This is a genomic window from Arthrobacter sp. TWP1-1 (genome assembly GCF_049897845.1).
GTDB lineage: Bacteria > Actinomycetota > Actinomycetes > Actinomycetales > Micrococcaceae > Specibacter.
In genome coordinates, this window is record NZ_JAFCXC010000001.1 from 197,446 (window position 1) to 218,368 (window position 20,923).

Here is a 20,923-nt window from a genome sequence, read left to right on the forward strand (position 1 = left end):
AGTTCTGCGCATAAACACTTATGCGCACAACCCGAAACGAGTTGTGCGCATAAGGTCAGGACTTGCTTGGTTTACTTGGCGGAGCCCAGGAATTCCTGCAGGCGGCCAACTCCCACAGCGAGATCGTCATCGCCGAGCGCGTAGGACAGGCGCAGGTAGCCGCTGGGGCCAAAGGCTTCGCCCGGAACCACTGCGACTTCAGCCTTTTCTAGGATCAACGCGGCCAGTTCGGCCGAGGTGGCCGGACGGATCCCGCCAATCTCGCGACCCAGCAGGCCACGGACATCCGCGTAAGCGTAAAACGCGCCGTGCGGGGTGGGGCACTCAACGCCGTCGATGGAGTTCAGAGCAGCGACCATGGCCTTACGGCGGCGGTCGAAGGCAACCTTCATCTCATCAACGGCGGTCAGCGGACCGGCCACGGCGGCCAGGGCAGCCATCTGCGAGACGTTGGCCACGTTCGAGGTTGCATGTGACTGCAGGTTGGTAGCGGCCTTGGTCACATCTAGGGGTGCGATCATCCATCCCACACGCCAACCGGTCATGGCGTAGGTCTTGGCAACGCCGTTCAGGATGACCACCTTGTCACCGAGTTCGGGAGCTGCCGTGGCAATCGAGGTGAAGGGCACGCCATCGTAGGTCAGGTGCTCGTAGATTTCATCCGTGATGACCCAAAGGCCCTTGGCTGCAGCCCACAAACCAATCTCGCGGGTCTCCTCGGGGGAGTAGACGGCGCCGGTGGGGTTGGAGGGAGAAACGAACAGCAGCACCTTGGTGCGTGGCGTCACGGCAGCCTCGAGCTGCTCAATGGTGACAAGGTAGCCCTGCTCGGGACCCGCGAAGACCTCGACGGGAACGCCGCCGGCCAGGCGAATTGCCTCCGGGTACGTGGTCCAGAAGGGGGTCGGGACAATGACCTCATCTCCCGGATCCAACAGGGTGGCGAAGGATTCGTAGACTGCCTGCTTGCCACCGTTTGTCACCAGAACCTGGGCGGGGTCGACGGCGTAGCCTGAGTCCCGCAGGGTCTTGGCGGCAATGGCGCTGCGGAGCTCGGGCAACCCGGCCGCGGGGGAGTACCGGTGGAACTTTGGCTGACGGGCCGCGGCGATCGCTGCCTCAACAATGTACTCAGGTGTAGGGAAATCCGGCTCACCGGCTCCGAAGCCAATGACCGGGCGTCCGGCGGCCTTCAAGGCCTTGGCTTTGGCATCAACGGCAAGGGTTGCGGATTCGGCAATGGCGGAGATCCGTGCGGAAACGCGGCGCCCGGAGGCTTGGTCAACTGTCAAGTCGGCAGACATCAGGAATCTTTCTTTGGTGGGAGGCCCAAAATACTTTCATCGTCACCATCTACTTTAGGCGCATACGCTGCTCGGTTCGACTAACAAGGTATTGAATGCGTAGAATGGTTAACCGGTGTTCAAACACCATGATGGTTCACGCCTTCAAGCCGGTTTGGAATCACGGCTTTGAGACTGTAAGTTATTCATGGTTTACAAACACCGAGCGGATCTTTGAGCACAGAGGTTCTCTCGTTTGTGCGTGAATTTCTTCAAAGGGTAGTGGCGCAATTGGTAGCGCAGCGGTCTCCAAAACCGCAGGTTGCAGGTTCGAGTCCTGTCTGCCCTGCGCATAAGCACAGCAGTTTGCACAGTGGTTTGTGCAGTCAATACAGCTTGCTTAAGCGAATAGTTTGCACATCGCACGGTCCGAATCAACGGATCTGCGCGGATTCCAACTAATGATGAGTGAGGCACTGGTGACCGAAACTGCGGCAAGCAGCTCCAAGGGCCCGGCCAAGAAGGCGACGAAACCCGGCAAGCCCGGAATTTTTAGCCGGATTGCACTCTTCCTCCGCCAAGTTATTGGCGAGCTGAAGAAGGTTGTCACCCCCACTCGCAAAGAGTTGATCAACATGACCGCCGTTGTGCTGGTATTCGTTGTAATCATGATGGGCATTGTGACCATTCTGGATCTGGGCTTCGGTAACGCCGTCCTCTGGATCTTCGGTGGAAACATCAACATCGAGCAGTAAAACGCTCAACTTGGCCGACCCCGCCGAACACTTCGGCATTGGGTCGGTTTGAGCCATTTAAGAACGTACAAGGAAAGCAGGAAATTCGTGTCTGAGCTGGAGCCCGAGGCAACATACAGTGAGCAGGACCAGGACACTGTGGTTGCTGATGCTGCCATCAATGCCGACCTTGATGCATCCGATGACAACGTCGAAGCTGAAGAGGCAGTAGCCGCTGAAGCCGAAGTCGCTGACTCCGCGGATGCTGACGTGCAGGAAGAAGCCCCCGAGGCTGACGCCGCCGTCGACGTCGAGGCTGAAGCTGAGCCCGAAGTTGACCCGGCAGAAGAATTCAAGGCAAAGCTGCGCCGCCAGGAGGGTGACTGGTACGTCATTCACTCCTACGCCGGCTACGAAAACCGCGTCAAGGTAAACCTTGAGTCACGCAGCCAGACGCTGAACATGGAAGATTACATCTTCGAAATTCAGGTCCCCATGGAAGAAGTCGTGGAGATCAAGAATGCCCAGCGCAAGGTCGTCAACCGCGTTCGCATTCCCGGCTACGTGCTTGTCCGCATGGACCTGACCGACGCATCATGGGGCGTTGTTCGCCACACCCCCGGTGTTACAGGCTTCGTTGGCAACGCCCACAACCCTGTTCCGCTGCGCTTGGAAGAAGTCTTCTCCATGCTCGCCCCGATCTTCGAGGAGCAGCAGGCTGAAGAGACCGGCGTTCCGCTGCGTCACAACCCGCTCGACGCCGAGATCGACTTTGAAGTTGGCGAAGCCGTCATCGTCAAGGATGGTCCGTTCGAGGGTCTGTCCGCATCGATCTCCGAGATCAAGCCCGAAGCTGCACAGCTCGTGGTCTTGGTTTCCATCTTCGAGCGTGAAACCCCAGTCACCCTCGCATTCAACCAGGTCAGCAAGATCTAGTTGCCCACAATTTTCGTTCCGTAAGTGCGTGCTTAGCACTTGCGAAACGTTCGGCCGGACGCCATTCGGCCACCCACCTTGGACGCGCTCCGTCGTCCAAGAAAAGATATTGAGAGAAGGACCCTACATTGGCTCCCAAGAAGAAGGTCACCGGCCTTATCAAGCTGCAGATCCAGGCAGGCGCCGCTAACCCGGCACCGCCCATCGGTCCGGCACTTGGTCAGCACGGCGTCAACATCATGGAATTCTGCAAGGCGTACAACGCTGCAACGGAATCCCAGCGCGGAAACGTTATCCCCGTTGAAATCACGGTTTACGAAGACCGTTCATTCACGTTCATCACCAAGACCCCGCCGGCTGCAGAGCTCATCAAAAAGGCTGCAGGCGTCGCTAAGGGTTCAGCTACCCCGCACACCGTCAAGGTTGCCCAGCTGACCAAGGCCCAGGTTACCGAGATCGCCACCCAGAAGATGGTTGACCTCAACGCCACGAGCATCGAAGGCGCCGAGAAGATCATCGCCGGTACCGCTCGTTCCATGGGTATCACGGTCGAGGCTTAAGCCTTTTCCGCCCCGGTGGTCGCGCTTGTCGAGACCGCCAGTAACACCAAATTCATCAAGAACGACGCCGGATCACTCACCTTTGGTGGGTTGGCGGCGTACGTAGTGGCAGGGCCCGCGCGGTCCTAACGACCACAACTGCACAAGGAGAAACGCAGCATGGCAAAGCGCAGTAAAGCATATGAGGCAGCTCAGGCAAAGATCGATGCGGATAGCGTTTACGCACCGTTCGACGCCATCAAGCTGGCCAAGGACACCAACCCGTCCAAGTTCGACGCGACCGTTGAGGTTGCCTTCCGCTTGGGTGTAGACCCTCGCAAGGCTGACCAGATGATCCGCGGAACGGTTAACCTGCCTCACGGTACCGGTAAGACCGCCCGCGTCCTGGTTTTCGCAACCGGTGAGCGTGCCGAAGCTGCAATCGCAGCCGGCGCCGACTTCGTTGGCACCGACGACCTGATCGAAAAGATCCAGGGCGGCTGGACCGACTTCGACGCAGCCGTAGCTACACCTGACCTCATGGGTAAGGTTGGCCGCTTGGGTAAGGTATTGGGTCCTCGTAACCTCATGCCTAACCCGAAGACCGGTACCGTCACCAACGACGTTGCCAAGGCTGTTAATGACATCAAGGGTGGAAAGGTTGACTTCCGAGTCGACAAGCACGCCAACCTTCACTTCATCATCGGCAAGGTTTCGTTCGACGCCGTCAAGCTTGGCGAGAACTACGCAGCCGTTCTGGAAGAGGTTCTTCGTTTGAAGCCGTCCTCCTCCAAGGGTCGCTACCTGCAGAAGGCCACCGTCTCCACGACGTTCGGCCCCGGTATCGCTGTAGACGCTGCAGCAACCAAGGTTGTTATCGAAGGCTAGTCCTTAAGGACTGATTCGGGAGGGTCGTTGCAGCGGTTGCTGCAGCGGCCCTCCCTTTTTTGTAAACTGAAGAGTAACGCCCAACCGCGCAGGCTGGCATAACTGGCTGGGCCCGGGCATCGCACTTCCATGAGCATTCGTCATCAAGGAGCAACCGCATGGACGTTAGTATCCGCCGAGCGAGCGCAACTGACGCGTCCGCGTTGGCGCAGTTGGCGGCCATTACGTTTCCGCTCGCGTGTCCTGAAGACAGCCCCGAGGCGGAGGTGGCCGCCTTCGTCGTGGAAAATCTCGGCACACAGTCATTTGCCAAATACTTGGCGGACCCGCAGCGCGTGTTGTTTGTCGCCCAAGAACTCGGTGGCGAAAACAACGGACGTCTGGTTGCCTATACGATGCTCGTCGATGCGCCGCCGTCGGACCAAGACGTGGCCAGCGTGGTGACCCAATCCGATGCTGTGGAACTCAGTAAGTGCTATGCCCATCCGGCCGTCCATGGCGGTGGCGTGGCGGCGCGGCTCATGCAGGAAAGCCTGGAGTGGGTATCCGAGCGCGGCAACAGGCCAACGTGGCTGGGTGTGAATACTGAGAATGTGCGGGCCCAGGCGTTCTACAGCAAGCACGGGTTCAGTATTGCAGGAACCAGAAGTTTTCAATTGGGGACGAGGGTCGAGCATGACTTTGTCATGGTGCGGCCTCCAAGCAAGTTAATCGCGGGGTAATCGAGTTATGACTGAAGCTACCATCGAGCAATTACGGATTCCCGAATCCTTGGACGGCGAATTGGCCCACGATTTCCTTCAGGCCGTTGAGGTGTCTCGTCAGGTTCGCATCCATACGTGGGGGAATGACAAGCTCGCGTACACGGCCGAAGAGTTCTTCGCCCAATGCCACGATCCCTATGAGTGGAACGTGGTGTTGGTGGCCCGCAGCGGCGGTGACATTGTGGGCCGTGCCGGTATCGTCATGCCCCTTGATGACAATACCGAGCTCGCACACGTGACGCTTGACGTACTGCCGTCAGTATCCGGTATGGGTCTGGGACGGAAGCTCCTTGAGGCTGCGGAGATGTTTGTTCGTGGTGAGAACCGTAAGATCGCCATGGTTGAGACCAACCACCCTGCAGCCACGTTGGCTGATGCCAAGAGCGAGCCGATCCCAGCCTCCCAAGGCACCGGGACCCTGCCGCTGAGCAGCAGGGAAGCGCGCTTCGCTTATAGCGCGGGCTATGACCTCGAACGGGTGGAACAGTTCAGCGCCTGTGCACTGCCGCTGGACCCGGCCCTTGTCGCCGAACTAACTGAACACGCTGCGGCAACGCATAAGTCCTCGTACGCTGTGCACCAGTGGTTGGATACCTGTCCGGAGAAGTGGGAGCAGGATTTTGTTCGTCTGGAGCGGGACCTGGTCGATGGCAAGGACGGTGACGCTCAGGAACCCTGGGATGTGGCCCAATTGCGTGAAACCGAGGAACTTTCCGCCCTGACGGGCCGGCGAACTCTCGTTAGCGCTGCCGAAAACCTGGAGACAGGCGCCTTGGTGGGCTTCACCTCCATTTCGGTTCTTGGTAACCGCGAAGACGTAGCCTTCCAAGATGACACTGTGGTTGAGCTGGCGCACAAGGGGAAGGACGTGGGGCTACTCATCAAAGTTGCCAACATGGAACAGTTGATGCGCGAATTCCCGCGGGCCGGAACCATCTTTACGTGGAATGCGCCGGAAAACTCCTACATGCTCTCGGTCAATGCCCAACTCGGCTATGTAAGCGCCGGAATGACGGGGCAGTGGCGCAAGGACTTCAACGCCTTGTAGCCGGCCACATGTAGTCAGCCACACACGCAGTGGATTTGGAATCTGTGCACGCTCTCCTGTAATCTTAAGGAACCAAAGACCGTCGGTCGATGTCTACCTTCCCCCAACGAAGCAAATGCAGCATGCGTTTTCTTGCATTGGAACCGGGTCGGTTTTCATCCGAAAAGTCCTTATAGGGACGACCAGCGCAGGTGCACAAAGCTTATGAGCAGTGTTGAACCGGGAGTAATCCCATGGATCCGCTGCGAAAAACGCCCCGTACATCTGTGCGGGGCGTTTTTATTTGTCTGAAACCAGCTTGCTGAATTAGGGCGAGGACCAGGAAAGATCGGCAACTATTCCCGGAAGGAGTGTTATGGCAACGCCAACAAAGGTGGCTGCAGTTGCAGAAATCAAGCAAGATTTCACTGATTCAACTGCCGCAGTCCTAACCGAATACCGTGGGCTCACCGTAGCTCAGCTCAAGGAGCTGCGCGTTTCTCTCGGCCAGGACACCAAGTTCTCGGTTGTAAAGAACACTCTGACTGCCATTGCGGCCAAGGAAGCTGGTGTTGACGCTTTCGATGGTCAGCTCTCAGGTCCTACCGCTATTGCATTCATCAAGGGTGACGCTGTTGCAGCAGCAAAGAGCCTGACGGATTTTGCAAAGGCCAACAAGCAGCTGGTCATCAAGACCGGTATCTTCGAAGGCAAGGCTCTCGATGCTAGCGGAGTTGCCGCACTGGCTGCTCTCGAGTCTCGTGAACTTCAGCTGGCACGCATTGCTGCCGTTCTCAAGGCTCCGATGGCCGCCGCTGCGCGCACCCTCGAAGCCCTGCGTTTGAAGCTGGCCGAAGGTGCACCCGTTGAGGAAGCACCCGCCGCTGAAGAAGCTCCTGTCGCTGAAGAAGCACCGGTTGCTGAAGAAGCTCCCGTTGCAGAAGCTGAGACCACCGAGGCCTAGTCCTCATCAGGGATTTATCCCTGTTAGTTTTCCCCTAAATCCATGAGGACTTAGGTTTTAGATTTGGCCCTTTTGGGCCAGTAAACAAGAAGGAGCGCCTCTCATGGCTAAGCTCACCAACGACGAGCTCATTGCAGCTTTCAAGGAACTGACCATCATCGAGCTCTCCGAGTTCGTTACCCTCTTCGAGGAGACCTTCGAAGTTACCGCTGCTGCTGTTGCAGTTGCTGGTCCTGCCGGCGGTGCCGCAGAAGACGCTGCTGAGCAGACTGAATTCGACGTTATCCTCGAAGCAGCCGGCGACAAGAAGATTGCCGTTATCAAGGAAGTTCGCGCGATCACTTCCTTGGGTCTGAAGGAAGCCAAGGAGGTCGTTGACTCGGCTCCCAAGGCTGTTCTTGAAGGTGCAACGAAGGAAGCTGCTGAGAAGGCCAAGGAAGCTCTCGAAGCTGCCGGCGCCACGGTTACCCTCAAGTAATCAACTCGCTCTTCAAAAGAAGCCCCGCACCGATTGGTGCGGGGCTTCTTTGCGTCCTGGAGCCGGGATCCGGTGGCGTCGCAACTATTCGGGCCCGTGCAGACCAGCTACTCCGGCACGGAAATGTCCGCCACCGTCGCCTCGAACGCTGCGATGAGGTCGTCGCCCGAGACGAACATGCTGAAGCCGTGTTCGCCGGCGCCCATGGCGACCTTGCGCCCACGGATACCTTCGTCAGCGAACACTGGCCACGCCGTCGTGCTGCCCAGTGGAGTGATGGTGCCGCGCTCGTAACCCGTGGCATCTAGGGCGACGTCGGCCGTAGGCATCTTGAGCTTGTTGACCCCCACAACGGCACGTAGCTTGGGCCATGCAATGGAGCGGCCGCCGGGCACAAGCGCGAACAAGAAGCTGCCATCACTGCGCTTGACCACGAGGGATTTCACGATGTCCGAGGGCTCAATGCCCATGAGCGCTGCGGCCTCAACGAGGGAACCTGCGGCCGGGCGCGGAAAGATCTCCACGGCCAGTCCCCTCGCGGCGGCATCAGCGGCTACACGGGCGTGGCCGCTGGGCTGCGCGTCTTCGCTCACTTGGCCTCCAGCGACAACATCAACGCCTCGCCTTGGCCGCCGCCACCACAAAGAGCGACGGCTGCCTTACCGGATCCGCGACGGTGCAATTCCATTGCGGCGTGCAGCGCAAGGCGTGCACCCGAGGCGCCGATCGGGTGACCCAAGGCAATGGCGCCGCCATGAATATTGCACTTCTCCAAGGGAATATCAAGATCTAAAAGTGACTGAACGGCCACGGAACCAAAGGCCTCGTTGATCTCGATGAAGTCAAGATCACCCACGGTCCACCCGGCAGTCTCCAAGGCGCGGTTGATGGCGTTGGAAGGCTGGGAGTGCAAGGAGTTATCCGGGCCGGCAACCTGGCCGGGGGCGCCAATGACGGCGAGCCATTCCAGCCCGTTCGACTCGGCATAAGCGCGCGAGGAAAGAACCACGGCACTTGCGCCGTCGGATAGGGGAGAGGAGTTGCCTGCGGTGATGGCGCCGTCGGCCGTGAATGCGGGGCGCAGACCGGCCAGCGAGTCCACGGTGGTTTGCGGGCGGATGCCTTCATCCTTGGTCAGCACCAGCGGATCGCCCTTGCGCTGGGGGACTGTCACGGGAACAATTTCGGCCTCAAATAGACCAGCCTCGGCCGCGGCTGCTGCCCTTTGATGGGACGCAGCGGCGACCTCATCCTGGGCTGTGCGGGAGATGTTCAGGCGGATGTTCCCGCGCTCCGTTGACAGGCCCATGGAGTCACCGTCAAAGGCGTCCGTCAGTCCGTCCTGAGCCGCCACGTCCAGGGCCTGAATGGCGCCGTAGGCCCAGCCCTGCCGTGAACCCGGCAGAATATGGGGTGCACGCGTCATGGATTCCTGGCCGCCCGCCACGACCACGGTCGCCTCGCCGCTACGGATGAGCCGCGCCGCGTCGATGATGGCCGTCAGTCCAGATAGGCACACCTTGTTGATAGTCAGGGCAGGAACATTCCAGCCAATACCGGCGGCGACAGCGCTTTGCCGCGCAGGGTTCTGCCCGGCCCCGGCCTGCAATACCTGGCCCATGATCACGTAATCGATGTCCGCGGTATCAACGCCAGCCCTGGCTACCGCTCCTGCGATGGCCTTTGCCCCAAGTTCGACGGCGGCAAAGCCCGCCAACTGCCCGTTGAGCCGACCTTGCGGGGTGCGCGCTCCGGCCAGAAGTACCACATCATTTGCCTGTGTCGTCATGGTATCCGTGCTCCTAAAAACTTCTCCCGTACGGATCCTCTTTGAGCCGTACATGTGCTGTCATAAAACCTAACAGCTTGGGCTGTCGGGAAATTTCTTCGGCGCGCGGTGGACGCCGGAATAGGAGTTTACCCAGGGGTGTGACCAGCCCAATAGGGGCCAAATATTCCCCGAATATTCCCCGCAAATTCAGGGTTTTTGAGCCGCGGAACATTGATACTTGCGGTTTTCTTCTTGGTGGGGTAGACGCGTGGGTGCATTGTGCTGTAATGTAGTTCTTTGCGTATCCCTCTTAACCTTCTGCCTTCATATAGCGGTGGGCTTTGTTTAGGTCAAGAGTTACGGAAAGCATGCATCGCCGGGCGATTAAATCGCCTGTTGGAGCACTATCCGGGACTACTTGGCCAGCGTTCGTCCGGGTTTGATGACCAGGAATGAATCGGGTGAGGGTCCGTAAGAACAAGCCTGCAGGTCTGTGGAAGGATCCCTCTTGGTCGCCTCGAGCACCTCTAATGTAAATAACGCTGCAACCGCTATCGATTCAAACAGCACCGACGGTGCAAAGAGTCGCCTCTCATTCGCAAAGATTCACGAGCCGCTTGACGTGCCGAATCTGCTTGCCCTCCAGACCGAGAGCTTTGACTGGCTCGTAGGTAACGAGCGCTGGCAGAACCGCATGCAGACAGCTGTGGATGCTGGCGATGACAGCGTGGCCGTCACCTCCGGTCTGTCCGACATCTTCGAAGAGATCTCCCCGATTGAGGACTTCCAGGGCACCATGTCCCTGTCCTTCACGGAACCGGAATTCTCTGACCCCAAGTTCACCGTTGACGAGTGCAAGGACCGCGACGCCACGTACGCCGCGCCGCTGTACGTCAAGGCCGAGTTCATGAACAACTTGACCGGTGAAATCAAGCAGCAGACTGTCTTCATGGGCGATTTCCCGCTCATGACCAACAAGGGCACCTTTGTCATCAACGGCACCGAGCGTGTTGTTGTGTCGCAGCTGGTTCGTTCCCCGGGTGCTTACTTTGAGCGCACCGCGGACAAGACCAGTGACAAGGAAATCTTCACCGCCAAGATCATCCCCTCACGTGGTGCATGGTTCGAGTTGGAGATTGACAAGCGCGACCAGGTTGGCGTTCGTCTTGACCGCAAGCGCAAGCAGTCAGTCACCGTACTGCTGAAGGCCTTGGGCTGGACCGAAGGCCAGATCCTTGAGGAGTTCGGCGAGTTCGACTCCATCCGTGCAACCTTGGAAAAGGATGCCACGACCGGTCGCGAAGATGCCTTGCTTGATATCTACCGCAAGCTTCGTCCGGGCGAGCCGCCCACAGTTGACGCCGCCGATGCGTTGCTGAACAACTTGTACTTCAACCCCAAGCGCTACGATCTGGCCAAGGTTGGCCGTTACAAGATCAACCGCAAGCTGGGTATTGACCTGCCGTTGAGCGATGAGAAGGCATCGGTCTTGAGCGTTGACGACATCGTCGCCATGATCAAGTACCTGGTTGCATTGCACGCCGGCAACAAGACCACCAAGGGCCAGCGCGACGGCGCCGAGGTTGACCTCCGTGTCGACGTCGACGACATCGACCACTTTGGTAACCGTCGTATCCGCGCCGTCGGCGAGCTCATCGAGAACCAGGTCCGCACGGGTCTTTCTCGTATGGAGCGCGTTGTTCGCGAGCGTATGACCACTCAGGACGTCGAAGCGATTACGCCGCAGACCCTGATCAACATCCGTCCCGTTGTGGCAGCCATCAAGGAGTTCTTCGGAACTTCTCAGCTCTCACAGTTCATGGATCAGAACAACCCGCTGGCCGGTCTGACGCACAAGCGTCGTCTGTCCGCGCTGGGCCCGGGCGGTTTGTCCCGTGACCGTGCAGGCATGGAAGTTCGAGACGTTCACCCGTCCCACTACGGCCGTATGTGCCCCATTGAAACTCCTGAAGGCCCCAACATTGGTCTGATTGGTTCCTTGGCTTCCTACGGACGCATCAACCCGTTCGGTTTCATTGAGACACCGTACCGTCGCGTCAAGGACGGCTTCGTTTCCGACGAAGTTGATTACCTGACAGCTGATGACGAGATGGATGTTGTTATTGCACAGGCCAACGCGCCTTTGGATGCCAACAGCCACTTCTCCGAGGACTCCGTACTGGTTCGCCAGCGCGGTGGTGGCGGCGAGCCTGTTTTGATCCCGGCAAACGACGTCGAGTACATGGACGTTTCCCCGCGCCAGATGGTGTCTGTGGCTACTGCCTTGATTCCGTTCTTGGAGCACGATGATGCTAACCGCGCACTCATGGGTGCGAACATGCAGCGTCAGGCAGTGCCGTTGGTCCAGTCCGAGGCCCCGTTCGTGGGTACCGGCATGGAGCGCGCCACAGCTGTTGACGCCGGTGACGTTGTCATCGCCAAGAAGGCCGGTGTGGTCTCCGAGGTTTCGGCAGACGTAGTTGTCATGCTGAACGACGACGGCTCGGAGATCAGCTACCCGATCGCCAAGTACCAGCGTTCCAACCAGGGAACGGCCTACAACCAGCGCGTTCTGGCCTCTGAGGGCCAGCGTCTGGAAGTTGGCGGCATCATCGCTGATGGTCCGGCAACTGACATGGGTGAGCTTGCCTTGGGTAAGAACCTCTTGGTTGCGTTCATGTCCTGGGAAGGTCACAACTACGAGGATGCCATCATCCTTTCGCAGCGCATTGTTGCCGAAGATGTGCTCTCCTCCATTCACATCGAAGAGCATGAGATCGATGCTCGCGACACCAAGCTCGGTGCCGAAGAAATCACTCGGGACATCCCGAACGTTTCCGAGGAAATCCTTGCTGGTCTCGACGAGCGCGGCATCATCCACATCGGTGCTGAAGTTGAAGCCGGCGACATCCTGGTCGGAAAGGTCACGCCTAAGGGCGAGACCGAGCTGACCCCGGAAGAGCGTTTGCTGCGCGCCATCTTCGGTGAGAAGAGCCGCGAAGTTCGCGACACTTCCTTGAAGGTTCCCCACGGTGAATCAGGAACCGTCATTGGTGTTCGCGTCTTCGACCGCGACTCCGAAGATGACCTGCCCCCCGGTGTGAACCAGCTGGTTCGCGTTTACGTTGCCAACAAGCGCAAGATCACCGATGGTGACAAGCTTGCAGGCCGTCACGGTAACAAGGGTGTTATTTCCAAGATCCTCCCGATCGAAGATATGCCCTTCCTCGCCGACGGTACTCCGGTGGACATCGTCCTGAACCCCTTGGGTGTTCCGGGTCGAATGAACGTCGGACAGGTCCTGGAAATCCACCTCGGTTGGGTTGCCAAGACTGGTTGGAAGGTTGAAGGTGAGCCTGACTGGATCAAGAACCTGCCGAACCTGCCGCGTGAAATCGGTCAGACGAAGGTTGCCACCCCGGTCTTCGATGGTGCCCGTGACTCTGAAATCACAGGCCTGCTCGATTCCACCAACGTGACTCGCGACGGCGAACGCCTGATCGATTCCTCGGGTAAGACCCGTCTGTTTGACGGCCGCTCCGGCGAGCCGTTCCCGGATCCGGTCTCTGTTGGCTACATGTACATCTTGAAGCTCCACCACTTGGTGGACGACAAGATCCACGCCCGCTCCACGGGTCCGTACTCCATGATCACCCAGCAGCCCTTGGGCGGTAAGGCCCAGTTCGGTGGCCAGCGCTTTGGTGAAATGGAAGTTTGGGCACTTGAGGCTTACGGTGCGGCGTACACGCTGCAGGAACTGTTGACCATCAAGTCCGATGATATTCATGGCCGTGTCAAGGTCTACGAAGCCATCGTCAAGGGAGAGAACATCCCGGAGCCGGGTATCCCGGAATCCTTCAAGGTTCTCATCAAGGAAATGCAGTCGCTGTGCCTGAACGTGGAAGTCCTTTCCACCGACGGAACAACGATTGAGATGCGTGACTCGGATGAAGAAGTCTTCCGGGCCGCGGAAGAGCTGGGCATCGACCTGTCACGGGCCGAGCCGAACTCTGTCGAAGAAGTTTAGTGACTTTGACGGCGGTGGCCAGCCCACCGCCGTCGCACTTCTTCCCGTACCCGACACAGACTTTCAGACTTTAGAGAATTAGAGAGAACAGGACCCATATGTCCAGCGAATCCTCCTTCGGCCTCATGCAGATTGGCCTGGCCACCGCGCAAGATATTCGCGACTGGAGCCACGGCGAAGTCAAGAAGCCGGAAACCATCAACTACCGCACGCTCAAGCCGGAAAAAGACGGACTCTTCTGTGAGAAGATCTTTGGCCCGTCCCGCGACTGGGAGTGCTACTGCGGCAAGTACAAGCGCGTGCGCTTCAAGGGCATCATTTGTGAGCGTTGTGGCGTTGAAGTCACTCGCGCCAAGGTGCGCCGTGAGCGCATGGGCCACATTGAGCTTGCAGCTCCCGTAACCCACATCTGGTACTTCAAGGGCGTTCCCTCGCGCTTGGGCTACCTCTTGGACCTGGCACCGAAGGACCTTGAAAAGGTCATCTACTTCGCTGCCTACATGATCACCAGCGTTGACGCCGATGCTCGTCACGCAGAACTGCCGAACCTCCAGATCGAGCATGACCTGGAAAAGAAGCGCATGGTGGACACCCGTGACGGCGACATCGCCACGATCGCCCGCGATCTTGAGGGTGAATTGCAGCGCCTGGAAGGTGAAGGCGCCAAGGCTGCCGATAAGAAGAAGGCCCGCGACTCTGCGGACCGTCAGATGGCTAACGTGCGTAAGCGCGCCGACGCCGACATCGACCGCCTCGAGCAGGTTTGGGACCGTTTCAAGGCTCTCAAGGTTGCCGACCTCGAAGGTGACGAAGCCCTGTACCGCGAATTGCGTGACCGTTATGGCATGTTCTTCGAAGGTGCCATGGGTGCCGAAGCCATCAAGAGCCGTCTTGAGACCTTTGACATGCCCGGTGAAGCAGAAATTCTGCGCGACATCATCGCCAATGGCAAGGGCCAGCGCAAGACCCGTGCCCTCAAGCGACTGAAGGTTGTCAACGCATTCTTGACCACCAACAACAGCCCGCTTGGCATGGTTCTGGATGCCGTCCCGGTGATCCCGCCGGAACTGCGCCCCATGGTTCAGCTCGATGGTGGCCGTTTCGCCACCTCGGACTTGAACGATCTGTACCGTCGCGTGATCAACCGCAACAACCGTCTCAAGCGCCTGCTTGATCTGGGTGCTCCGGAGATCATCGTCAACAACGAAAAGCGCATGCTGCAGGAAGCTGTTGACTCGCTCTTCGATAACGGTCGTCGTGGCCGCCCCGTCACCGGGCCGGGCAACCGTCCGTTGAAGTCTTTGAGCGACATGCTCAAGGGCAAGCAGGGTCGTTTCCGTCAGAACCTCTTGGGTAAGCGCGTTGACTACTCAGGCCGTTCCGTTATTGTTGTTGGTCCGCAGCTGAAGCTGCACCAGTGTGGTCTGCCTAAGCAGATGGCCCTGGAGCTCTTCAAGCCGTTCGTGATGAAGCGCCTGGTTGACCTTAACCACGCACAGAACATCAAGAGCGCCAAGCGCATGGTTGAGCGTTTCCGCCCCCAGGTCTGGGATGTTCTCGAAGAGATCATCACCGAGCACCCGGTACTGCTGAACCGCGCACCTACCCTGCACCGTTTGGGTATCCAGGCGTTCGAGCCTCAGCTTGTTGAAGGTAAGGCAATCCAGCTTCACCCGCTGGTTTGTGGTGCTTTCAACGCCGACTTCGACGGTGACCAGATGGCAGTCCACCTGCCGCTGAGCCCCGAAGCTCAGGCTGAAGCTCGCATCTTGATGCTGTCCTCGAACAACATCTTGAAGCCGTCAGATGGCCGTCCCGTGACCTTGCCGTCACAGGATATGATCATCGGTCTGTACCACTTGACCACCAAGCGTGAGGGCTCTGCCGGCGAAGGCCGCGTGTTCTCCACCTCCGCCGAGGCCATCATGGCCCACGACGCCGGTGAGCTGCACTTGAACTCCCAGGTGAAGATCCGTTTGGACAACTTCATCCCGGGTGCCGAGCGCAAGGGTCCGGAAGGATTCGTTGCTGGCGGAACCGCCATCATCGATACCTCCTTGGGTCAGGTCATCTTCAACGAGACTCTGCCTGCGGATTACCCGTGGGTTGAGGCTGTTGCCGACAAGGGCCAGCTCTCTGAGATCGTCAACGATCTCGCCGAGCGCTACCCCAAGGTTGTTGTTGCAGCAACTCTGGATAACTTGAAGGATGCCGGTTTCTACTGGGCAACCCGCTCAGGCGTCACCGTTGCTATCTCTGACATCAAGGTGCCCGAAGCTAAGCCAGCCATCTTGGAAAGCTACGAGATCAAGGCAGCCAAGGTCCAGGCTCAGTACGACAAGGGTCTGATCGCTGACGAAGAGCGCCGCCAGGAGCTCATCGACATCTGGAACCAGGCAACCAACGAGATCGCTGATGTGATGCGTGCGTCCTTCGCCGTGTCCAACACGATTAACCGTATGGTTTCCTCCGGAGCTCGTGGTAACTGGATGCAGGTTCGCCAGATTGCCGGTATCCGTGGCTTGGTGGCTAACCCTAAGGGTGAAATTATTCCTCGCCCGATCAAGTCCTCCTACCGTGAGGGCCTGTCGGTTTTGGAGTACTTCATTGCTACTCACGGTGCTCGTAAGGGTCTGGCTGATACCGCTCTGCGTACGGCTAACTCCGGTTACCTGACACGTCGTCTGGTTGACGTTTCACAGGATGTCATCGTTCGCGAAGACGACTGTGGCACCGAGCGCGGATTGACCCTGCCCATCGCAGTGGTTGATTCCAATGGTGAGTTTGTACTGCACGAGGAAGTCGAGAACAGCGTTTACGCTCGTACCTTGGCTGCCGAGGTAGTTGACTCCTCAGGTACCGTTTTGGCCGAGGCCGGAGACGACGTCGGAGATGTCCTCATTGCCAAGCTGTTCGCAGCTGGCATTGAAGAGATCAAGGTCCGTTCAGTACTCACTTGTGAGTCAACTGTTGGTACCTGTGCGCTTTGCTACGGCCGCTCGCTGGCCACGGGTAAGACCGTGGACATCGGTGAGGCTGTCGGTATTATCGCCGCACAGTCCATTGGTGAGCCGGGTACCCAGCTGACCATGCGTACCTTCCACACCGGTGGTGCTGTTTCCGCCAGCCGTGGCGAGGACATCACCCAGGGTCTGCCCCGTATTCAGGAGCTCTTCGAAGCACGTACCCCCAAGGGTGTCGCTCCGATCGCAGAAGCTGCCGGCCGCATCAACATTGATGAGTCCGAGAAGACCATGCGTTTGATCCTGACCCCGGACGACGGCACCGAAGAGATCGCTTACCCGGTCCTCCGCCGTGCACGTCTGACGGTTGCTGACGGCGAGCACGTTGAAGTTGGCCAGAAGCTCATTGTGGGTGCTGTCGACCCCAAGCAGGTTCTGCGTATCCTCGGCCCGCGTGCCGCTCAGAAGCACCTCGTTGAGGAAGTTCAGGGCGTTTACCGCAGCCAGGGTGTGGGTATCCACGACAAGCACGTCGAGGTTATCGTCCGCCAGATGCTCCGTCGCGTCACGGTCATCGAATCCGGTGACTCGAAGCTGCTTCCGGGCGAGCTTGCCGAGCGCGGCCGCTTCGAGACGGAAAACCGTCGCGTCGTGTCCGAGGGCAAGAAGCCTGCATCGGGCCGTAACGAGCTCATGGGTATCACCAAGGCTTCCTTGGCTACCGAATCATGGCTCTCCGCTGCTTCCTTCCAGGAAACCACCCGCGTTCTGACGCAGGCGGCCATGGAAGGCAAGTCTGACCCGCTGTTGGGTCTGAAGGAGAACGTGATCATCGGTAAGTTGATCCCCGCCGGCACCGGTCTTCCGCGCTACACCAACGTCACGGTGGAGCCCACGGAAGAAGCCAAGGCCAACCTGTTCACCGGTCCGAGCGCTTTCAGCGACTTTGACTACGTGGGCGGCGTTGGAGACTTGGGCGCCGAGTTCCGTGCCATCCCCTTGGATGACTACGATCTGGGCACCAACTTCTCCGGCTAGCATTTAGCCAACAGAAGGTCCGACGGCGGTGACTCACCCAATTTGGGTGGGGCACCGCCGTCGCGCTTTAACTACCAAACGCTCGCGCAGTAACGGGGGGATTTTTGGGAACGCTCGCGCAGTAGAGAGAGCGAGCGTTCGGCGGAAATGCCCCGTATCTGAGCGAGGGTCCAGTGGGGGAGCAGGCCGATTTCGGCGCTGGCCTTAACCCGTGGTAATGTAATGAGTAATTGTTAGTGTGGCAGTGGATAAGAGTGTCAGCTTTCTTCGTTTAGGCGAATAAAGTGGATGCGGGTCCGGGTTGTACGGTTCTTGTACAGCGAATGCCACATTTTTGCATGCCTAGGCGCTGTGAAGTCGCCCAGTCTGCGACTACCAGTAAACGGCTTACCCTCAGCGACTGAATCATTCCGGCCGGCGGGGCAAGCAACACGATAAAACAACGGAGAACACGAAAGTGCCTACGATTAACCAGCTGGTCCGAAAGGGCCGGACACCCAAGGTCACGAAGACCAAGGCTCCCGCATTGAAGGGCAGCCCCATGCGTCGCGGCGTTTGCACGCGCGTTTACACGACCACCCCGAAGAAGCCGAACTCGGCTCTCCGTAAGGTTGCACGCGTACGCCTCAACGGCGGCGTGGAAGTTACTGCTTACATCCCCGGTGTAGGCCACAACCTTCAGGAGCACTCCATCGTGCTCGTCCGTGGAGGCCGTGTTAAGGACCTTCCCGGTGTTCGTTACAAGATCGTCCGCGGTGCATTGGATACCCAGGGCGTCAAGAACCGCAAGCAGGCTCGTAGCCGCTACGGTGCAAAGATGGAGAAGAAGTAATATGCCTCGCAAGGGTCCGGCCCCCAAGCGGCCGCTAGTTGTAGATCCCGTATACGGTTCCCCTTTGGTCACTCAGCTGATCAACAAGGTTCTGGTTGACGGTAAGAAGTCCACCGCAGAGCGCATCGTTTACGGCGCACTCGAGGGTGTACGCGAGAAGACCGGTGCTGATCCCGTTGTTGCCTTGAAGAAGGCCATGGAGAACATCAAGCCGAGCCTCGAGGTTAAGTCCCGCCGTGTTGGTGGTGCCACCTACCAGGTTCCGGTTGAAGTCAAGCCGGGTCGTCAGACCGCACTTGCCCTTCGCTGGTTGGTTGGTTACTCGAAGGCTCGCCGCGAGAAGACCATGACCGAGCGTTTGCGCAACGAAGTTTTGGATGCCTCCAATGGTCTTGGTGCCGCTGTCAAGCGTCGCGAAGACACGCACAAGATGGCTGAGTCCAACAAGGCCTTCGCCCATTACCGCTGGTAACTAGAGCTTAGAAGTTGCCGGTGGTGAACCCGCCGGCAACTTTCCAGCTCATCTTTAGATAAGGGAGACACCGTGGCACAGGACGTGCTTACAGACCTTAACCAGGTTCGCAACATTGGCATCATGGCCCATATTGATGCTGGCAAGACCACTACGACTGAGCGCATTCTGTTCTACACGGGTGTGAACCACAAGATCGGCGAAACGCACGACGGTGCTTCGACGACTGACTGGATGGAACAGGAAAAGGAACGCGGCATTACTATCACGTCTGCCGCCGTGACCTGCTACTGGAACAAGAACCAGATCAACATCATCGACACCCCCGGCCACGTTGACTTCACGGTGGAAGTTGAGCGCTCATTGCGAGTTCTCGATGGCGCCGTTGCTGTCTTCGATGGCAAGGAAGGCGTTGAGCCTCAGTCTGAGACCGTTTGGCGTCAGGCTGACAAGTACAACGTTCCGCGTATCTGCTTTGTCAACAAGATGGACAAGCTCGGTGCTGACTTCTACTTCACCGTAGACACCATCATCAACCGCTTGGGTGCCAAGCCGTTGGTTATGCAGCTGCCGATCGGCGTCGAGAGCGAATTCACCGGCGTCGTCGACTTGCTGACCATGAAGGCCTTCGTTTGGGCCGGTGACTCCAAGGGTGACGTCACCATGGGTGCCGCCTACGAAATCCAGGAGATCCCCGCGGATCTTCAGGAAAAGGCTGAAGAGTACCGCGCAGCCCTCGTTGAGGCAGCTGCCGAGTCCTCCGAAGAGCTCATGGAGAAGTACCTCGAAGGCGAAGAGCCTTCCATCGAGGAACTGAAGGCTGGCATTCGCAAGCTGACGGTTAACTCCGAGATCTACCCGGTCTTCTGTGGTTCCGCATTCAAGAACCGCGGCGTGCAGCCTATGCTCGACGCTGTTATTGACTTCCTGCCGAACCCGTTGGATGTTGGCGCTATGATCGGTCACGATCCTCGCGACGAGTCCATCGAGATCAAGCGCGAGCCGAGTGAGACGGAGCCGTTCTCGGCTCTGGCCTTCAAGATCGCAACGCACCCCTTCTTCGGCCAGTTGAACTTCATTCGCGTGTACTCCGGTCGAGCAGTCTCCGGTACGCAGCTGATGAACTCGACCAAGGGCAAGAAGGAACGCATTGGCAAGCTCTTCCAGATGCACGCCAACAAGGAAATGCCCGTTGATGAGATCCATGCAGGTCACATCTACGCAGTGATCGGCCTCAAGGACACCACCACCGGTGATACCTTGTGCGATCCGGCTAACCCGATCGTTCTTGAGTCGATGACCTTCCCCGCTCCCGTGATCTTCGTTGCAATTGAACCGAAGACCAAGGGTGACCAGGAGAAGCTCTCCACGGCTATCCAGAAGCTCTCCGCTGAGGACCCGACGTTCACCGTCAACCTCAACGAAGACACCGGCCAGACCGAAATTGGCGGCATGGGCGAGCTCCACTTGGACATCCTTGTGGACCGCATGCGTCGCGAATTCAACGTTGAAGCCAACGTTGGCAAGCCGCAGGTTGCATACCGTGAAACCATCAAGCGCGCTGTTGCTAAGCACGATTACACTCACAAGAAGCAGACCGGTGGTTCCGGTCAGTTCGCTAAGATCCAGATTGCCATTGAGCCGTTGGATACTGCCGAAGGTGAAATGTACGAGTTCAGCAACAAGGTCTCCGGTGGCCGTGTTCCTCGCGAATACATCCCCAGCGTTGACCAGGGCATCCAGTCCGCACTGCCTGACGGCGTGTTGGCCGGTTACCCGATGGTTGGCATCAAGGCCACACTGCTTGACGGTGCGTCCCACGATGTTGACTCTTCCGAAATGGCCTTCAAGATCGCCGGTCGAATGGCGTTCAAGGAAGCTGCTCGGATGGCTAACCCGATTCTGCTTGAACCGTTGATGGAAGTTGAAGTCCGCACCCCTGAGGAATACATGGGTGAAGTAATCGGTGACATCAACTCTCGTCGTGGCCAGATGCAGTCCATGGAAGATGCAAGCGGTGTCAAGGTCATCAAGGCTCTTGTTCCCTTGTCCGGCATGTTTGGTTACATCGGTGACCTGCGGTCCAAGACCCAGGGTCGTGCCGTGTACTCGATGAAGTTCGACAGCTACTCTGAGGTTCCGAAGGCAGTAGCCGACGAGATCATCCAGAAGGCCCGCGGCGAGTAGTCGCTCTTTTTGACTGGGTC

The 20,923-nt window shown here is 58.4% G+C and carries 16 protein-coding genes and 1 tRNA gene; 14 read left to right on the plus strand and 3 right to left on the minus strand.

Annotation, left to right across the window (positions count from 1 at the left end):
• Nucleotides 1-71 precede the first annotated feature (71 nt).
• Nucleotides 72-1,304, minus strand: a complete 1,233-nt coding sequence (locus tag ACP7B9_RS00990) for a pyridoxal phosphate-dependent aminotransferase (RefSeq protein WP_425859946.1) — start codon at nt 1,302-1,304, stop codon at nt 72-74.
• A gap of 255 nt (nt 1,305-1,559) precedes the next feature.
• On the opposite strand from ACP7B9_RS00990, the gene ACP7B9_RS00995 reads away from it, so the two are divergent.
• From ACP7B9_RS00995 to rplL, 9 genes are all read left to right on the plus strand, one after another.
• Nucleotides 1,560-1,632: transfer RNA gene (locus ACP7B9_RS00995), tRNA-Trp, on the plus strand.
• A 115-nt stretch (nt 1,633-1,747) separates the two neighbouring features.
• Nucleotides 1,748-2,038, plus strand: a complete 291-nt coding sequence (gene secE / locus ACP7B9_RS01000; RefSeq protein ID WP_425859947.1) for a preprotein translocase subunit SecE — start codon at nt 1,748-1,750, stop codon at nt 2,036-2,038.
• Nucleotides 2,039-2,125: 87 nt separating this feature from the next.
• Nucleotides 2,126-2,953 carry a transcription termination/antitermination protein NusG gene (gene nusG, locus ACP7B9_RS01005; RefSeq protein ID WP_425859949.1) on the plus strand — a complete coding sequence of 276 codons (828 nt, stop codon included), beginning with the start codon at nt 2,126-2,128 and terminating at the stop codon, nt 2,951-2,953.
• A 128-nt stretch (nt 2,954-3,081) separates the two neighbouring features.
• A complete protein-coding gene (rplK, locus tag ACP7B9_RS01010) occupies nt 3,082-3,513 on the plus strand; it encodes a 50S ribosomal protein L11 (protein WP_269937587.1) in 432 nt (143 codons plus the stop codon).
• Nucleotides 3,514-3,672: 159 nt separating this feature from the next.
• The gene (gene rplA / locus ACP7B9_RS01015; protein ID WP_425859951.1) at nt 3,673-4,380 is read left to right on the plus strand and encodes a 50S ribosomal protein L1; all 708 of its coding nucleotides are present in this window, start codon (nt 3,673-3,675) and stop codon (nt 4,378-4,380) included.
• Between the two features lie 158 nt (nt 4,381-4,538).
• Nucleotides 4,539-5,102, plus strand: a complete 564-nt coding sequence (locus ACP7B9_RS01020) for a GNAT family N-acetyltransferase (RefSeq protein ID WP_425859953.1) — start codon at nt 4,539-4,541, stop codon at nt 5,100-5,102.
• A gap of 7 nt (nt 5,103-5,109) precedes the next feature.
• Nucleotides 5,110-6,192 (plus strand): GNAT family N-acetyltransferase, encoded by a 1,083-nt coding sequence (locus ACP7B9_RS01025; protein ID WP_425859955.1) that lies wholly within the window; start codon nt 5,110-5,112, stop codon nt 6,190-6,192.
• A 355-nt stretch (nt 6,193-6,547) separates the two neighbouring features.
• Entirely contained in the window at nt 6,548-7,135 is a 588-nt protein-coding gene (gene rplJ / locus ACP7B9_RS01030) for a 50S ribosomal protein L10 (RefSeq protein ID WP_425859957.1), read from the plus strand.
• A 103-nt stretch (nt 7,136-7,238) separates the two neighbouring features.
• Nucleotides 7,239-7,613: a 50S ribosomal protein L7/L12 gene (gene rplL, locus ACP7B9_RS01035; protein ID WP_110483661.1), complete on the plus strand. Its 375-nt coding sequence runs from the start codon at nt 7,239-7,241 to the stop codon at nt 7,611-7,613.
• Nucleotides 7,614-7,720: 107 nt separating this feature from the next.
• Here the strand turns inward: rplL and ACP7B9_RS01040 are convergent, their stop codons facing one another.
• Complete coding sequence (locus tag ACP7B9_RS01040) at nt 7,721-8,206, minus strand: aminoacyl-tRNA deacylase (protein WP_425859958.1); 486 nt, start codon at nt 8,204-8,206, stop codon at nt 7,721-7,723.
• Nucleotides 8,203-9,402: an acetyl-CoA C-acetyltransferase gene (locus tag ACP7B9_RS01045; RefSeq protein WP_425859960.1), complete on the minus strand. Its 1,200-nt coding sequence runs from the start codon at nt 9,400-9,402 to the stop codon at nt 8,203-8,205. Before ACP7B9_RS01045 ends, ACP7B9_RS01040 begins: the two co-directional genes overlap by 4 nt.
• Nucleotides 9,403-9,892: 490 nt before the next feature.
• On the opposite strand from ACP7B9_RS01045, the gene rpoB reads away from it, so the two are divergent.
• The 5 genes from rpoB (at nt 9,893) to fusA (ending at nt 20,903) form a co-directional block, all read left to right on the plus strand.
• Entirely contained in the window at nt 9,893-13,411 is a 3,519-nt protein-coding gene (gene rpoB, locus ACP7B9_RS01050) for a DNA-directed RNA polymerase subunit beta (protein ID WP_425859962.1), read from the plus strand.
• A gap of 98 nt (nt 13,412-13,509) precedes the next feature.
• Complete coding sequence (locus ACP7B9_RS01055) at nt 13,510-17,412, plus strand: DNA-directed RNA polymerase subunit beta' (protein WP_425859964.1); 3,903 nt, start codon at nt 13,510-13,512, stop codon at nt 17,410-17,412.
• Nucleotides 17,413-17,869: 457 nt separating this feature from the next.
• Entirely contained in the window at nt 17,870-18,244 is a 375-nt protein-coding gene (rpsL, locus tag ACP7B9_RS01060; protein ID WP_038464715.1) for a 30S ribosomal protein S12, read from the plus strand.
• A 1-nt stretch (nt 18,245) separates the two neighbouring features.
• Nucleotides 18,246-18,716, plus strand: a complete 471-nt coding sequence (gene rpsG, locus ACP7B9_RS01065) for a 30S ribosomal protein S7 (protein WP_038464713.1) — start codon at nt 18,246-18,248, stop codon at nt 18,714-18,716.
• Between the two features lie 72 nt (nt 18,717-18,788).
• Complete coding sequence (gene fusA, locus ACP7B9_RS01070; protein WP_425859967.1) at nt 18,789-20,903, plus strand: elongation factor G; 2,115 nt, start codon at nt 18,789-18,791, stop codon at nt 20,901-20,903.
• Nucleotides 20,904-20,923: the final 20 nt, after the last annotated feature.

Coding starts and splice junctions, on each gene's coding strand:
- rplA (WP_425859951.1), top strand. CDS start 3,673: ATGGCAAAGCGCAGTAAAGCATATGAGGCAGCTCAGGCAAAGATCGAT.
- ACP7B9_RS01025 (WP_425859955.1), top strand. CDS start 5,110: ATGACTGAAGCTACCATCGAGCAATTACGGATTCCCGAATCCTTGGAC.
- rplL (WP_110483661.1), top strand. CDS start 7,239: ATGGCTAAGCTCACCAACGACGAGCTCATTGCAGCTTTCAAGGAACTG.
- ACP7B9_RS01045 (WP_425859960.1), bottom strand. CDS start 9,402: ATGACGACACAGGCAAATGATGTGGTACTTCTGGCCGGAGCGCGCACC.
- ACP7B9_RS01055 (WP_425859964.1), top strand. CDS start 13,510: ATGTCCAGCGAATCCTCCTTCGGCCTCATGCAGATTGGCCTGGCCACC.
- rpsG (WP_038464713.1), top strand. CDS start 18,246: ATGCCTCGCAAGGGTCCGGCCCCCAAGCGGCCGCTAGTTGTAGATCCC.
- ACP7B9_RS00990 (WP_425859946.1), bottom strand. CDS start 1,304: ATGTCTGCCGACTTGACAGTTGACCAAGCCTCCGGGCGCCGCGTTTCC.
- ACP7B9_RS01020 (WP_425859953.1), top strand. CDS start 4,539: ATGGACGTTAGTATCCGCCGAGCGAGCGCAACTGACGCGTCCGCGTTG.
- secE (WP_425859947.1), top strand. CDS start 1,748: ATGAGTGAGGCACTGGTGACCGAAACTGCGGCAAGCAGCTCCAAGGGC.
- rplJ (WP_425859957.1), top strand. CDS start 6,548: ATGGCAACGCCAACAAAGGTGGCTGCAGTTGCAGAAATCAAGCAAGAT.